This window comes from Carnobacteriaceae bacterium zg-C25 (genome assembly GCA_017945845.1).
In the GTDB taxonomy this organism is placed as follows: domain Bacteria; phylum Bacillota; class Bacilli; order Lactobacillales; family Aerococcaceae; genus WM01.
Genome location: CP072828.1, coordinates 1,140,886 through 1,155,528 on the forward strand (window position 1 = coordinate 1,140,886; position 14,643 = coordinate 1,155,528).

Below are 14,643 nucleotides of genomic sequence, written 5' to 3' on the forward strand. Positions count from 1 at the left end.
TTAATTTAAGACTGTTTATAATTAGATGCTTCCATAATAATTGGTAACACGACTGGGCGTCGTTTCGTTTGTTCAAAGACATAACGTGACAATTCATCACGTACTTCATTACGTAAACGACCCCATTCAAATTCACCACGATCTAAATGTGCTTCAATCGTTTGTGACACTAATTGTTCACACTCTTTAAACAATTCATTACTATTTTTAGCGTATACAAAACCGCGTGACATCAATTGCGGTGTTGCCAATATTTTACCAAGACGTCTAGAAATGGTAACAACTGCCACTAAAATACCGTCTTCAGACAAAATTTTACGATCTCTTAACACCACATTACCAATATCTCCAACACCACTACCATCAATTAAGATATTACCTACTGGGATTGATCCAAATGATGTCATTTCACCATTTGTATAATGTAAAACATCCCCTTTATTCATTAAAAAAATCGAATCAGATGCATAACCAATTTCTTGTGCTGCCAATGAATGTTTCATCATCATACGATACTCACCAATGACTGGAACAATATATTTTGGTCTAAGTAAGTTTATCATTAATTTCAAATCATTTGGTGAAGCATGTCCAGACACTTTTACATTATCCGATACCGTTTTAACCGTTGCACCCGCTTTATAAATAAAGTCTTTTGTTTTAGCAACAGTCGTTTCCATAGCAATAGATGGTGTTGTTGTGATATACACTAAATCACCCTCTTTTAAGTTCACTTGAGGATGACGACCTTTTGCCATCAGTTGCAACGCTAAAATTGGATCACCTTTAGAACCTGTTTCTAAAAGAACCACTTCATCATCTGCAAAACGTTTTAAATCAGATAATTTACATAAAATTGATTTATCGGGTAACACTAATTTTTTCAAACGTAATGCAATTTCAATCGTTTCGACTAACGCACGATCGGTTAAAAAGACTTTACGATCAGTTTTATAAGCCGCATCGATAACTTGTTGTACACGTAAAATATTACTTGCAATACAAGATACAATAATGCGTCCTTGTGCATTAGAAAATGTATCTAAAATATCTAAGCCAACTTTTTGCTCACTTTCACTTTCAAATAAAGCATCTGCATTAGCTGAATCACTTAATAACGCTAAAACACCTTCATTTCCAATAGCCACTAATCGAGCAAAATCCGTTTTGTAATCGGTTGTTGCACTTTGGTCAAATTTAAAATCACCTGTATAAACAACTGATCCTTTTTGTGTTTTTAATACAATACCGACTGAATCAGGAACAGAGTGTGTCGTTTTAAAAAATGAGACAACAACATCATTAAATTCAATTTCTGTATCTTCATCAATAATATGGAAACTGTCTAAGCGATTCACTAACCCTTGATCAACGACACCACTTTTAGCAATTTCAATCGTTAAAGCTGTCCCAAAAACAGGCACATCAATTTTTTGTAAAAAATAGGGTAAAGCACCTACCGCATCTGCATGGGCATGTGTTAAAAATACACCAGCAATGCGACTTGCATTTTCTTCAAGATATGTAAAATCCGGAATGACAGCATCAATACCAAGCAATTCTTCTTCAGGATACACTAAACCACAATCTAGCACATAGATGACATCATTTACTTCTACAGCGTACATATTTTTTCCATTTTCACGTACACCGCCTAAAGACATAATTTTAATATCCATAGTGATTTCTCCTTTTCTTCATTTTTTCATTATAGCATATTTTCAATCATATTGCCGAACAACTCTGTTAGAAATACCGCATAACACCTCATAACCAATTGTTCCGACAGATACCGCCACATCACTGGCAGTTTGATGTGTGCCAATCAATTCCACCACATCTCCAACTTGTGTCCCTTTTGGTACACGAATCATCATCTGATCCATACAAATGACACCAAGTACATCACATTTTTGTCCATTTAAATAGACACCCACTTGTCCGTACGCTCTACGCCAACCATCAGCATACCCAATAGGCAACGTCGCCACGATTTCATTTGCTTTGGCAATATATTTCGCACCGTAACTGACTGACTCACCTTTTTTCAATTCATGTACGTGTACAATTTGTGCAGTCAATGTAAAGGCAGGTTTTAATGGTAATGGCATATCCAACACAAAATCAGACGGATTCAAACCGTACATGGCAATCCCCACACGCATAATATCACTTGGAAAATGCCCGCGCCATAGTGTCATCGCTGAATTTGCCAAATGCACAAAGCGTGGTTTCACATTTAAAGACGATACAAATCTATCAAATAATTCGTATTGTTTGTTTACTTTATTGTCATCTTCTCCATCCGCCGTAGCGAAATGTGTAAAAATGCCTTCAAATAAAAATTGCTCCTGACGTTCTTGAAGATATTGCTCAATACTTTGTAATTGTTCAATCGTATCAACACCGATTCGGTTCATACCCGTATTGACAGCAACATGTACTTTTAGTTGACCTTTAACATTTAGTGCATACACCGTTTTTAAAAATTCAATGTCACTAAACGTGATACTAATGTCATTTTCAATACATGCTTGAATCACATGGCGATCTACATGTCCCAACACTAAAATCGGTTTGGCAATTCCACTTTGTCTTAACTCAAGCGCCTCATCAAACAACGCCACACAAAAACCATCTACTTGTGCTTCAATGTGTTTGGACACTGCAATGGCGCCATGACCGTACGCGTCAGCTTTTACCACCGCAAAAAACTGTTGTGTTGTTAAGTAGTTTTCCTTAATTAACTGGATATTATGTGAAATGTGCTCTAAATTGATATGTGCAGCAACCGCTCTATTATGACCTACAACCATTATTCAACCTCCAATACGACTTGTGCAATCGCCAACTCGTTAGAATGTGTAATTGATACAAATACATTTCCTTGAAACTTTGTACAACTCATGATAGGTTTATTGCGTTCATCTGGCAATATTTCCATATCTAAAAAAGAAAGCGCACCAATCCCCGTTCCAAACGCTTTTGAAAAAGCTTCTTTAGCAGCAAAACGTCCCGATAAAAACTCATTTTTCCGATTATCACTTGTAAAAGCATGATACAATTCCAATTCTTTTTGCGTTAACACACGATCAACAAATCGCTCATTCTTTTTAACTGCTTGGGCAATTCTGCTTATCGGGGTTACATCTAGACCAATACCATAAATCATATTTTCCCCCTAAAACCAATCTTTTAAATCTTCAATATATTTTTTACTTTTCAATTTGATACCGACATATTCATCATAGATGACATCAATTGCCCGACGCATTTCACCTTTAAGACTGTCAGAAATTTTAATTTGAGATACTTTTTCAAATGGCACTTGTTGCAATTGATGCATTAAGTAAATAGCGTTTGGATTTAATTTTAACCGATACACATCTTTATCCCATTGTGAAGTGGCAATACAGCCACCAAATTTAAATGAAAAATCTAACGGTACACCTTTTTGTTTTGTAATGACGCACTCATCAAACGATAGATGAACATTCCAAAAATCCAACATTTTCAATTCAAACATCATTGCAATGACTTCAATATCAAAGTTTTGGTGAACCATTTCCAAACAATTCCACAACAAATCAAATAGCTTAACATTGACAATCCGATCTTCAATGACAGCATCTGATAACGCAATAAAATAAGCCAAATACGCCTGAACGACAATATCATCCATTTGTTTCCAAAGCGATATGTTGTGCTTATAATCGCGTAAAAACGACAGCCCGTTCAAATTAATCTTTCCAACAAAATGCGCCCTTGTTCCCGTTACTAACACCGGCTTCAAATAATGAGTGCCCGAATTCAATTGTTTAACAAAAAACATCTGTTTCCCAAACTCACGTGAAAACACTTTGACCATCGCATCAACATCTTTATGTTCCTTGATAAACATTACAATTCCAGAAAATTCATTGTCCATAATTCACTCATCCAATTATTATTACTACCATTATAAACAAGAAAGAAAAATTTGCCTATTAAAATAAAAAAAAACAGAGCCAAGCTCTGATTACATGATGACCCGTACGGGAATCGAACCCGTGTTACCGCCGTGAAAGGGCGGTGTCTTAACCGCTTGACCAACGGGCCAGTATGATAAAGCAACGGAGAAAGAGGGATTTGAACCCTCGCGCCGCTATAACGCGACCTACACCCTTAGCAGGGGCGCCTCTTCAGCCTCTTGAGTATTTCCCCAAAAAATTGAAAAATCTGCTTTATCAATGGGCCTAAATGGACTCGAACCATCGACCTCACGCTTATCAGGCGTGCGCTCTAACCAGCTGAGCTATAGGCCCTGTTGCTTCCTTAAAGGAAAGCGGATGACGAGAATCGAACTCGCGACAACAGCTTGGAAGGCTGTAGTTTTACCACTAAACTACATCCGCTAATATGGTTCAGGACAGAATCGAACTGCCGACACCTTGAGCTTCAATCAAGTGCTCTACCAACTGAGCTACTGAACCAAACGGTCCCGACGGGAATCGAACCCGCGATCTTCTGCGTGACAGGCAGACATGTTAACCCCTACACCACGGAACCAATCAATTGCGGGAGTAGGACTCGAACCTACGACCTTCGGGTTATGAGCCCGACGAGCTGCCAACTGCTCCACCCCGCGACAATATTAAGGAGGATAAGGGATTCGAACCCTTGCACGCTTTTACACGCCTGACGGTTTTCAAGACCGTTCCCTTCAGCCGGACTTGGGTAATCCTCCATGTCATTATAAAACATCAAACAAACGTTTGAATGACCCGTACGGGATTCGAACCCGTGTTACCGCCGTGAAAGGGCGGTGTCTTAACCGCTTGACCAACGGGCCATAATATAAAATGGGCCTAAATGGACTCGAACCATCGACCTCACGCTTATCAGGCGTGCGCTCTAACCAGCTGAGCTATAGGCCCTGTTGCTTCCTTAAAGGAAAGCGGATGACGAGAATCGAACTCGCGACAACAGCTTGGAAGGCTGTAGTTTTACCACTAAACTACATCCGCTAATACGGTCCCGACGGGAATCGAACCCGCGATCTTCTGCGTGACAGGCAGACATGTTAACCCCTACACCACGGAACCAATCAATTGCGGGAGTAGGACTCGAACCTACGACCTTCGGGTTATGAGCCCGACGAGCTGCCAACTGCTCCACCCCGCGATAATATAAAAGGAGGATAAGGGATTCGAACCCTTGCACGCTTTTACACGCCTGACGGTTTTCAAGACCGTTCCCTTCAGCCGGACTTGGGTAATCCTCCATAATGACAATGGACCTTGCAGGACTCGAACCTGCGACCGGACGGTTATGAGCCGTCTGCTCTAACCAACTGAGCTAAAGGTCCCTAATAGCTCAAAGTCAATATAGCGGCGAAGGGGATCGAACCCCCGACCTCCCGGGTATGAACCGGACGCTCTAGCCAGCTGAGCTACACCGCCAAAATATTATAATCGGGAAGACAGGATTCGAACCTGCGACCCCTTGGTCCCAAACCAAGTGCTCTACCAAGCTGAGCTACTTCCCGTAAGCTTACGCTATGCACCCAACAGGAGTCGAACCTGTAACCGCTTGATTCGTAGTCAAGTACTCTATCCAATTGAGCTATGGGTGCTCCTTCTATTAGGTCTTCCCCAATAAAATAATGCCGAGGACCGGAATCGAACCGGTACGGTGTTAACCACCGCAGGATTTTAAGTCCTGTGCGTCTGCCAGTTCCGCCACCCCGGCATCTGTGCTCTTCACACAAGCGAAAGACGGGGTTCGAACCCGCGACCCCCACCTTGGCAAGGTGGTGTTCTACCACTGAACTACTTTCGCATTCATATGCCGGCTAAAGGACTTGAACCCTCGACCCTCTGATTACAAATCAGATGCTCTACCAACTGAGCTAAGCCGGCTGTCTTTTTCATGCGGATGAAGGGACTTGAACCCCCACGATGTTACTCGCCAGAGCCTAAATCTGGTGCGTCTGCCAATTCCGCCACATCCGCTGCTTGTTAAAAAGCATGAGTGATACAGGGCTCGAACCTGTGACCCTCTGATTAAAAGTCAGATGCTCTACCAACTGAGCTAATCACTCGTTTTCATGGAGGTTAACGGGATCGAACCGCTGACCCTCTGCTTGTAAGGCAGATGCTCTCCCAGCTGAGCTAAACCTCCTAAAAAATGAGCGTGGCAACGTCCTACTCTTGCGGGAAGTTTCCCTCCAACTACCATCGGCGATAAGAAGCTTAACTGCTGTGTTCGACATGGGTACAGGTGTGTCCTTCTTTCCATCATTACCACACTTATTCTTTTTCGAAAAGTTCTTTCAAACCTCTCACCACTGAATACAATTATTAACCAAACCTACTCACTTTCTCACGTTTCTTGGATAAGTCCTCGACCGATTAGTACTAGTCCGCTCCATATATCACTACACTTCCACTCCTAGCCTATCTACCTGATCGTCTCTCAGGGGTCTTACTCTTCTTACAGATGGGAAATCTCATCTTGAGGGGGGCTTCACGCTTAGATGCTTTCAGCGTTTATCCCGTCCACACATAGCTACCCAGCGATGCTCTTGGCAGAACAACTGGTACACCAGCGGTGTGTCCATCCCGGTCCTCTCGTACTAAGGACAGCTCCTCTCAAATTTCCTACGCCCGCGACGGATAGGGACCGAACTGTCTCACGACGTTCTGAACCCAGCTCGCGTACCGCTTTAATGGGCGAACAGCCCAACCCTTGGGACCGACTTCAGCCCCAGGATGCGATGAGCCGACATCGAGGTGCCAAACCTCCCCGTCGATGTGAACTCTTGGGGGAGATAAGCCTGTTATCCCCAGGGTAGCTTTTATCCGTTGAGCGATGGCCCTTCCATACGGTACCACCGGATCACTAAGCCCGACTTTCGTCCCTGCTCGACTTGTTGGTCTCGCAGTCAAGCTCCCTTCTGCCTTTACACTCTTCGAATGATTTCCAACCATTCTGAGGGAACCTTTGGGCGCCTCCGTTACATTTTAGGAGGCGACCGCCCCAGTCAAACTGCCCGTCTGACACTGTCTCCCACCGGGTTAACCGGTGCGGGTTAGAGTGGCCATGTAACAAGGGTAGTATCCCACCAGCGCCTCCTGCGAAACTGGCGTCCCGCTCTCCTAGGCTCCTACCTATCCTGTACATGTTACACAAACACTCAATATCAAACTGCAGTAAAGCTCCATGGGGTCTTTCCGTCCTGTCGCGGGTAACCTGCATCTTCACAGGTACTATAATTTCACCGAGCCTCTCGTTGAGACAGTGCCCAAATCGTTACGCCTTTCGTGCGGGTCGGAACTTACCCGACAAGGAATTTCGCTACCTTAGGACCGTTATAGTTACGGCCGCCGTTTACTGGGGCTTCAATTCAAAGCTTCGCTTGCGCTAACCTCTCCTCTTAACCTTCCAGCACCGGGCAGGCGTCAGCCCCTATACGTCATCTTTCGATTTTGCAGAGACCTGTGTTTTTGATAAACAGTCGCTTGGGCCTATTCACTGCGGCTGACCTGAAGTCAGCACCCCTTCTCCCGAAGTTACGGGGTCATTTTGCCGAGTTCCTTAACGAGAGTTCGCTCGCTCACCTTAGGATTCTCTCCTCAACTACCTGTGTCGGTTTGCGGTACGGGTTGTTCGTCTCTTGCTAGAAGCTTTTCTTGACAGTGTGATTGATAAGATAGCCGTTACTTCATATTTCACGACCCCATCATCACTCATCCTTATCGATGAAAAGCATTTGACTCTTCATCAGACTCGTGATTTAGTACAACTATTCCAGCAGTTGCCTCTTTCAACCTCCTGTGTCCCTCCATCGCTCAAACGATTCGAACAAGTACAGGAATATCAACCTGTTATCCATCGACTACGCCTATCGGCCTCGCCTTAGGTCCCGACTAACCCTGGGAGGACGAGCCTTCCCCAGGAAACCTTAGTTATTCGGTGGACGGGATTCTCACCCGTCTTTCGCTACTCATACCGGCATTCTCACTTCTAAGCGCTCCACCACTCCTTACGGTGTAGCTTCGTCGCCCTTAGAACGCTCTCCTACCACTTGCGCTCTTCACGCAAATCCACAGCTTCGGTGTTCAGTTTAGCCCCGGTACATTTTCGGCGCAGGGTCACTCGACTAGTGAGCTATTACGCACTCTTTAAATGATGGCTGCTTCTAAGCCAACATCCTAGTTGTTTAAGCAACCCCACATCCTTTTCCACTTAACTGATACTTTGGGACCTTAGCTGGTGGTCTGGGCTGTTTCCCTTTCGACTACGGATCTTATCACTCGCAGTCTGACTCCCGTTTATAAATATTTGGCATTCGGAGTTTATCTGAATTCGGTAACCCGAGAGGGGCCCCTAGTCCAAACAGTGCTCTACCTCCAATATTCTTACAACGAGGCTAGCCCTAAAGCTATTTCGGAGAGAACCAGCTATCTCCAAGTTCGATTGGAATTTCTCCGCTACCCACAAGTCATCCAAGCACTTTTCAACGTGCCCTGGTTCGGTCCTCCAGTGTGTCTTACCACACCTTCAACCTGCTCATGGGTAGGTCACTTGGTTTCGGGTCTACGACTACGTACTCTATTTCGCCCTATTCAGACTCGCTTTCGCTTCGGCTCCGTCTCTTCAACTTAACCTCGCACGCAATCGTAACTCGCCGGTCCATTCTACAAAAGGTACGCTATCACACATTAACGTGCTCTAACTACTTGTAAGCACACGGTTTCAGGTTCTCTTTCACTCCCCTCCCGGGGTGCTTTTCACCTTTCCCTCACGGTACTTGTTCACTATCGGTCACTAAGGAGTATTTAGCCTTGCCAGATGGTCCTGGCGGATTCCGACGGGATTTCTCGTGTCCCGCCGTACTCAGGATCCTGCTAGAGGTTGTCAAGATTTTGATTACGAGGCTTTCACTCTCTTTGGCCAACTTTCCCAAGTTGTTCTTCTATCCTTTCAACTCCCATGTTGCAGTCCTACAACCCCAACAAGCATGCTCGTTGGTTTGGGCTCTTTCCGTTTCGCTCGCCGCTACTCAGGAAATCGATTTTTCTTTCTCTTCCTGCAGGTAATGAGATGTTTCAGTTCCCTGCGTCTACCTTCTCATGTGCTATTGATTCACACATGGATACTACACCATTACATGTAGTGGGTTCCCCCATTCGGAAATCTCTGGATCATTGCGTACTTACTGCTCCCCAAAGCATATCGGTGTTCGTCCCGTCCTTCTTCGGCTCTTAGTGCCAAGGCATTCACCGTGCGCCCTTATTTACTTAACCTACCATACTAATCTATGATCAATATGAGTTTAAACGCGATTCGTTTTTCATTAAAAAACTCTTTTTTCAAACATTTCTGTTTCTCGGTAAAATTTTTGGTTTGTTTTACTTAATTGTATTCAGTTGTCAAAGGTCTGTTTGTACCCTTTCAGGTACATGGAGAATAGCGGGATCGAACCGCTGACCTCCTGCGTGCAAAGCAGGCGCTCTCCCAGCTGAGCTAATCCCCCAACTCTTTGAGTGGTTTATCTTTTCACTTAGATAACCCTCTCAAAACTAAACAATGTAAAAACTCCTTTGTGCATTCCTTCTTTTCCTTAGAAAGGAGGTGATCCAGCCGCACCTTCCGATACGGCTACCTTGTTACGACTTCACCCCAATCATCTATCCCACCTTAGACGGCTAGCTCCATTGCTGGTTACCCCACCGGCTTCGGGTGTTACAAACTCTCGTGGTGTGACGGGCGGTGTGTACAAGACCCGGGAACGTATTCACCGCAACGTGCTGATTTGCGATTACTAGCGATTCCGGCTTCATGTAGGCGAGTTGCAGCCTACAATCCGAACTGAGAACGGCTTTAAGAGATTCGCTTACCCTCGCGAGTTCGCTGCTCGTTGTACCGTCCATTGTAGCACGTGTGTAGCCCAAGTCATAAGGGGCATGATGATTTGACGTCATCCCCACCTTCCTCCGGTTTGTCACCGGCAGTCTCACTAGAGTGCCCAACTGAATGCTGGCAACTAGTAATAAGGGTTGCGCTCGTTGCGGGACTTAACCCAACATCTCACGACACGAGCTGACGACAACCATGCACCACCTGTCACTTTGTCCCCGAAGGGAAAGCTCTATCTCTAGAGTGGTCAAAGGATGTCAAGACTTGGTAAGGTTCTTCGCGTTGCTTCGAATTAAACCACATGCTCCACCGCTTGTGCGGGTCCCCGTCAATTCCTTTGAGTTTCAACCTTGCGGTCGTACTCCCCAGGCGGAGTGCTTAATGCGTTAGCTGCGGCACTAAAGGGTGGAAACCCTCTAACACCTAGCACTCATCGTTTACGGCGTGGACTACCAGGGTATCTAATCCTGTTTGCTCCCCACGCTTTCGAGACTCAGCGTCAGTTACAGACCAGAGAGTCGCCTTCGCCACTGGTGTTCCTCCATATATCTACGCATTCCACCGCTACACATGGAATTCCACTCTCCTCTTCTGCACTCAAGTTCCCCAGTTTCCAATGACCCTCCACGGTTGAGCCGTGGGCTTTCACATCAGACTTAAGGAACCGCCTGCTCTCGCTTTACGCCCAATAAATCCGGACAACGCTTGCCACCTACGTATTACCGCGGCTGCTGGCACGTAGTTAGCCGTGGCTTTCTGGTTAGATACCGTCAATCTCTTAGCAGTTACTCTAAGAGGTGTTCTTTTCTAACAACAGAGTTTTACGATCCGAAAACCTTCTTCACTCACGCGGCGTTGCTCGGTCAGACTTTCGTCCATTGCCGAAGATTCCCTACTGCTGCCTCCCGTAGGAGTTTGGGCCGTGTCTCAGTCCCAATGTGGCCGATCACCCTCTCAGGTCGGCTACGTATCATTGCCTTGGTGAGCCGTTACCTCACCAACTAGCTAATACGCCGCGGGTCCATCTACAAGTGACAGCTTACGCCGCCTTTCCCAACACGTTCATGCGAATGTGCTGACTATTTGGTATTAGCAGTCGTTTCCGACTGTTATCCCCATCTTGTAGGTAGGTTACCCACGTGTTACTCACCCGTCCGCCGCTAAGCGTGAAAAGTGCAAGCACTCTTCACAACCCCGCTCGACTTGCATGTATTAGGCACGCCGCCAGCGTTTGTCCTGAGCCAGGATCAAACTCTCATTAAAAATTTGAGTTTTTAAAGCTCATTTAAATTACTGACTTGTTCGAATTTTCATCCGATTTATTGTTTTGTTTGGTTATTAATTGACTTAATAATCCCTACACATTTGGTTTGTCTTTACTTTGTTTAGTTTTCAAAGGGCTATGTCGTCTTGACGACTTAGTTATAATATCAAACTCACCTGAAACCGTCAACCTTTTTTTTAACTTTTTTTCATTATTTTTCGTTTTTTTGAAAAACCTTATGAAAATAGCAGTTTTTAAAAAGTAAAAGACGTTTTTCGCTTACTAATTGTAAGCGAAAAACGTCTTTAATCAGCATGATTTATTTGTTTTTATCTTTAATTGACGCAATGAAATTATCCGCTTTTTCTGTCAATTGTAATTTATCAATAGAAAATAGAATGATGGCTACAGCACAGATAAGCATAACGTACGCACCATGTCCTGCTCCTGCACTCACAAATCGAGCTGTAAAACTTGAAGCCTTAGCTGCATTTGTTTGCAACACTAAAAATACAATAATATTCACTGCACCAATTGCCCAAATGCCATAAATAAAATTTTTCTGTAATTTTTCTTGTTTATTACCAATAAGACATAGTACACACGCTATAATAAATAAAACCAATGTGATTTTTCCATCACCATCAATTCCCGAAAAGTTTTGTGACACACCAAACGATGAAATAGATGCCCATGGCATAAACACTGATAACGCGCCAATAACACTAAATATTGTAATGTATAATTTTTGTTTGTTCATTTTATTTTTCTCCCCAGTATTGTTTTTTAAATTCATCTCTACCAGAAATCTCATGTGATTGTTTGTAACGCTCTGGCGATTTTTTGTAAAAATCTTGATGATATTCTTCTGCTAAATAAAAGTTTTTGTACGGCACAATTGGCGTCACAATTTCATCTGCAAATCGTCCACTTTCTTGAAGACTCGCTTTAGATTGCTCGGCGATTAATTTTTGTTCGTTATTATGGTAAAAAATCATGGCACGATACGAGTCGCCTCTATCATCAAATTGCCCCGAATCATCCGTTGGATTAATGAGTGTCCAATACACATCTAATATTTCTTTGAATGAAATCTGTTCATTATCAAACGTAATTTGAACACTTTCGACATGTCCTGTACGTTGATATTTGACATCTTCATATTTTGGATTGACTTCATCACCACCAGCATAACCAGATACAATCGACTCTACACCTTTTCGTGTATCAAACGGTTCGATGAGGCACCAAAAACATCCACCTGCTAAAGTAGCTACTTCTATCGCCATAATTAATTTCCTTTTGTTATTTTTGTAATACCACCCATGTACGCAACTAACGCTTTTGGAATGGTTACACTACCGTCTTCATTTTGATAGTTTTCTAAAATCGCCGCTACCGTTCTACCAACTGCTAAACCAGATCCATTTAATGTATGGACAAAATCTGTTTTTCCAGTTTCTTCATTTCTAAAACGGATTTTTGCACGACGTGCTTGGAAATCGCCACAGTTAGAACATGAGCTAATTTCACGATACGTATCTTGTGCTGGAATCCATACTTCTAAGTCGTATGTTTTTGTAGCTGAAAAGCCCATATCTCCGGTGCTCAAGCTCAATACACGATACGGTAATTCCAACCCTTGTAAAATCGCTTCAGCGTCTTGCGTCATTTTTTCTAACTCATCAAATGATTTTTCCGGATGTGCAAATTTAACCATTTCTACTTTATGGAATTGATGTAAGCGAATTAAACCACGTGTGTCACGACCCGCACTACCCGCTTCTGAACGGAATGATGGACTAAACGCCGTTAAATAAATTGGTAAATTTTCTTCTTTTAAAATTTCATTTGCATAGTAATTTGTTAATGGCACTTCCGCTGTCGGAATTAACGTTAAATCACGTTCGTCAGTTAGTTGGAATACATCTTCTTTAAATTTAGGGAATTGACCTGTCCCAAACATTGAATTGGCATTTACAATATACGGCGTTACCATTTCAGTGTACCCTTGCTCTTCAACGTGCATATCTAACATATAGTTATAGCAAGCACGTTCCAAACGTGCGCCTAAGCCTTTATAAAACACGAAGCGGCTTCCAGAAACTTTTGCACCACGTTCAAAATCTAAAATGCCTAAATCTTCTGCAATTTCCCAATGTGGTTTTGGTGTAAAATCAAACGCTCTTGGTGTTGACCAACGACGCACTTCCACGTTGTCATTCTCGTCCTTACCAACAGGTACAGATTCGTGTGGCATATTTGGAATGTTGTATAAATGTTGTGTAATGGCGTCTTCAATTTTTAACAATTGTTCATCAATCGCTTTAATGTCTTCGCCAATTAATTTCATTTGTTCAATTTTATTATCGGCATTTTCTTTTTGACGTTTCAACTGAGCGATTTCTTGTGTCACATCATTACGCGTCTTTTTCAAATCTTCCGTTTTTACAATTAGTTGACGGCGTTCTTCATCTAGGGCAATCAACTCATCGAACACCTTTGCATCTACTCCGCGTGTTGCCCCTGCCTTTTTATAAGCATCTAGATTAAATCGAATATCTTTTAAATCTAACATCTTGCCTTCCTTTCCTTTTATAAAAATACAAAAAGAGCCATTTCATCCTGTATTTTGGGACGAAATGACTCTCTTCCGCGGTGCCACCCAATTTCAATGCACTATGTGCATCCTCATTATTAAAGCGGTAACGGGCTCACCCGGAATTAATTCATCAAATTGTTTTCTTAATTCATTACTTACGTGGATTCGGAATAACCTGTTACCAATTCACATCAGCCATTGGCTTTCTTCAAACAGCATTAAACTTACTATTCGTATACAAATATTTTAGAAAAAATAGATAATTTTGTCAATCCAGTTGTGAAAAATCAATACTACTCACATCGTTATCTTGATTCATTTGAATCAAGAGCGTTTGATAATCAAAAAATTGATTAGGGGTGATGTGTTGTATAGCGCTTTTCAATTGTTTATACGTGTCCGGTTTATTTCTCTTCCATAAAAAACGTTCACAATAATCTCTAATTTGTTTGGCGCTGACATGAGTATAACCTAATTTATGAAACTCTCGCGCCTTTAATAAAAACCAAATAGATAGTCGATCAATTTTCATAGCGAATTACTCAGCGTCCACCGTTTCAACGATAGACTCTTCTTGGACATCTTGTTCAGGATATAATTCATCAACCGTTACGGAATGTGTCGGCGCTTTTTCAACAATACGTGCAATTGCACGACGTTCAAACGTTAAATAAATACCTTCGCAATCTAAAACAACCGTTTTATCTGTTGTTTCTGTAACAACTCCGTGTAAACCGCCGATGGTAACAACAGTTGTCCCCGGCACTAGATTGCTTTGCATTTCATTTACAGATTGTGCTTGTTGCTTTTGACGACGAAAAGACATAAACATCATAACAACTAACATGACACTTAACAAAATAGAAAATTCCAT

At 42.8% G+C, this 14,643-nt stretch carries 9 protein-coding genes, 25 tRNA genes, 3 rRNA genes and 1 other annotated feature; all 37 genes read right to left on the minus strand.

Going from position 1 to position 14,643, the window contains the following annotated elements:
• Window positions 1–5 precede the first annotated feature (5 nt).
• Window positions 6–1,679, minus strand: a complete 1,674-nt coding sequence (locus J7S27_05365) for a ribonuclease J (protein ID QTU82726.1) — start codon at window positions 1,677–1,679, stop codon at window positions 6–8.
• Between the two features lie 42 nt (window positions 1,680–1,721).
• Entirely contained in the window at window positions 1,722–2,816 is a 1,095-nt protein-coding gene (gene alr, locus J7S27_05370) for an alanine racemase (GenBank protein QTU82727.1), read from the minus strand.
• Window positions 2,816–3,172 carry a holo-ACP synthase gene (locus tag J7S27_05375; GenBank protein QTU82728.1) on the minus strand — a complete coding sequence of 119 codons (357 nt, stop codon included), beginning with the start codon at window positions 3,170–3,172 and terminating at the stop codon, window positions 2,816–2,818. The genes alr and J7S27_05375 overlap by 1 nt, the downstream gene beginning before the upstream one ends.
• A 9-nt stretch (window positions 3,173–3,181) precedes the next feature.
• The gene (gene recO, locus J7S27_05380; protein ID QTU82729.1) at window positions 3,182–3,928 is read right to left on the minus strand and encodes a DNA repair protein RecO; all 747 of its coding nucleotides are present in this window, start codon (window positions 3,926–3,928) and stop codon (window positions 3,182–3,184) included.
• A gap of 98 nt (window positions 3,929–4,026) precedes the next feature.
• A tRNA-Glu gene (locus tag J7S27_05385) sits at window positions 4,027–4,098 on the minus strand.
• Between the two features lie 15 nt (window positions 4,099–4,113).
• Window positions 4,114–4,203: transfer RNA gene (locus J7S27_05390), tRNA-Ser, on the minus strand.
• Window positions 4,204–4,230: 27 nt separating this feature from the next.
• Window positions 4,231–4,304 (minus strand) — tRNA-Ile (locus J7S27_05395).
• 19 nt (window positions 4,305–4,323) lie between these two features.
• Window positions 4,324–4,394: transfer RNA gene (locus J7S27_05400), tRNA-Gly, on the minus strand.
• Between the two features lie 5 nt (window positions 4,395–4,399).
• A tRNA-Phe gene (locus tag J7S27_05405) sits at window positions 4,400–4,472 on the minus strand.
• A gap of 3 nt (window positions 4,473–4,475) precedes the next feature.
• Window positions 4,476–4,548, minus strand: a tRNA-Asp gene (locus J7S27_05410).
• Window positions 4,549–4,554: 6 nt separating this feature from the next.
• Window positions 4,555–4,627, minus strand: a tRNA-Met gene (locus tag J7S27_05415).
• Between the two features lie 9 nt (window positions 4,628–4,636).
• Window positions 4,637–4,726, minus strand: a tRNA-Ser gene (locus tag J7S27_05420).
• A 33-nt stretch (window positions 4,727–4,759) separates the two neighbouring features.
• Window positions 4,760–4,831 (minus strand) — tRNA-Glu (locus tag J7S27_05425).
• Window positions 4,832–4,842: 11 nt separating this feature from the next.
• Window positions 4,843–4,916 (minus strand) — tRNA-Ile (locus J7S27_05430).
• A gap of 19 nt (window positions 4,917–4,935) precedes the next feature.
• A tRNA-Gly gene (locus J7S27_05435) sits at window positions 4,936–5,006 on the minus strand.
• Window positions 5,007–5,011: 5 nt separating this feature from the next.
• Window positions 5,012–5,084: transfer RNA gene (locus J7S27_05440), tRNA-Asp, on the minus strand.
• Between the two features lie 6 nt (window positions 5,085–5,090).
• A tRNA-Met gene (locus J7S27_05445) sits at window positions 5,091–5,163 on the minus strand.
• A gap of 10 nt (window positions 5,164–5,173) precedes the next feature.
• Window positions 5,174–5,263 (minus strand) — tRNA-Ser (locus J7S27_05450).
• 10 nt (window positions 5,264–5,273) lie between these two features.
• Window positions 5,274–5,347, minus strand: a tRNA-Ile gene (locus J7S27_05455).
• Window positions 5,348–5,367: 20 nt separating this feature from the next.
• Window positions 5,368–5,441: transfer RNA gene (locus J7S27_05460), tRNA-Met, on the minus strand.
• 12 nt (window positions 5,442–5,453) lie between these two features.
• A tRNA-Pro gene (locus tag J7S27_05465) sits at window positions 5,454–5,527 on the minus strand.
• 13 nt (window positions 5,528–5,540) lie between these two features.
• Window positions 5,541–5,614, minus strand: a tRNA-Arg gene (locus J7S27_05470).
• 31 nt (window positions 5,615–5,645) lie between these two features.
• Window positions 5,646–5,730: transfer RNA gene (locus J7S27_05475), tRNA-Leu, on the minus strand.
• An 18-nt stretch (window positions 5,731–5,748) separates the two neighbouring features.
• Window positions 5,749–5,820: transfer RNA gene (locus tag J7S27_05480), tRNA-Gly, on the minus strand.
• Between the two features lie 7 nt (window positions 5,821–5,827).
• A tRNA-Thr gene (locus J7S27_05485) sits at window positions 5,828–5,900 on the minus strand.
• Between the two features lie 11 nt (window positions 5,901–5,911).
• A tRNA-Leu gene (locus tag J7S27_05490) sits at window positions 5,912–5,993 on the minus strand.
• A 16-nt stretch (window positions 5,994–6,009) separates the two neighbouring features.
• Window positions 6,010–6,082 (minus strand) — tRNA-Lys (locus J7S27_05495).
• Window positions 6,083–6,089: 7 nt separating this feature from the next.
• Window positions 6,090–6,162: transfer RNA gene (locus J7S27_05500), tRNA-Val, on the minus strand.
• Between the two features lie 10 nt (window positions 6,163–6,172).
• Window positions 6,173–6,289: ribosomal RNA gene (gene rrf, locus J7S27_05505) — 5S ribosomal RNA — on the minus strand.
• Window positions 6,290–6,372: 83 nt separating this feature from the next.
• Window positions 6,373–9,290: ribosomal RNA gene (locus tag J7S27_05510) — 23S ribosomal RNA — on the minus strand.
• Between the two features lie 157 nt (window positions 9,291–9,447).
• Window positions 9,448–9,520 (minus strand) — tRNA-Ala (locus tag J7S27_05515).
• A 91-nt stretch (window positions 9,521–9,611) separates the two neighbouring features.
• Window positions 9,612–11,166, minus strand: a 16S ribosomal RNA gene (locus J7S27_05520).
• The 16S, 23S and 5S rRNA genes sit together here with 25 tRNA genes alongside, the layout of an rRNA operon.
• 320 nt (window positions 11,167–11,486) lie before the next feature.
• A complete protein-coding gene (locus J7S27_05525; GenBank protein QTU82730.1) occupies window positions 11,487–11,927 on the minus strand; it encodes a hypothetical protein in 441 nt (146 codons plus the stop codon).
• 1 nt (window position 11,928) lies between these two features.
• Window positions 11,929–12,456, minus strand: coding sequence for a peptide-methionine (S)-S-oxide reductase MsrA (gene msrA, locus J7S27_05530; protein ID QTU82731.1), 528 nt, complete (start codon window positions 12,454–12,456; stop codon window positions 11,929–11,931).
• Between the two features lie 2 nt (window positions 12,457–12,458).
• Window positions 12,459–13,745, minus strand: coding sequence for a serine--tRNA ligase (gene serS / locus J7S27_05535; GenBank protein ID QTU82732.1), 1,287 nt, complete (start codon window positions 13,743–13,745; stop codon window positions 12,459–12,461).
• 52 nt (window positions 13,746–13,797) lie between these two features.
• Window positions 13,798–14,019, minus strand: a binding site (T-box leader).
• An 18-nt stretch (window positions 14,020–14,037) separates the two neighbouring features.
• Complete coding sequence (locus J7S27_05540) at window positions 14,038–14,301, minus strand: hypothetical protein (protein ID QTU82733.1); 264 nt, start codon at window positions 14,299–14,301, stop codon at window positions 14,038–14,040.
• A gap of 6 nt (window positions 14,302–14,307) precedes the next feature.
• On the minus strand, window positions 14,308–14,643 hold the full coding sequence (gene yajC / locus J7S27_05545; GenBank protein QTU82734.1) for a preprotein translocase subunit YajC: 336 nt from the start codon (window positions 14,641–14,643) through the stop codon (window positions 14,308–14,310).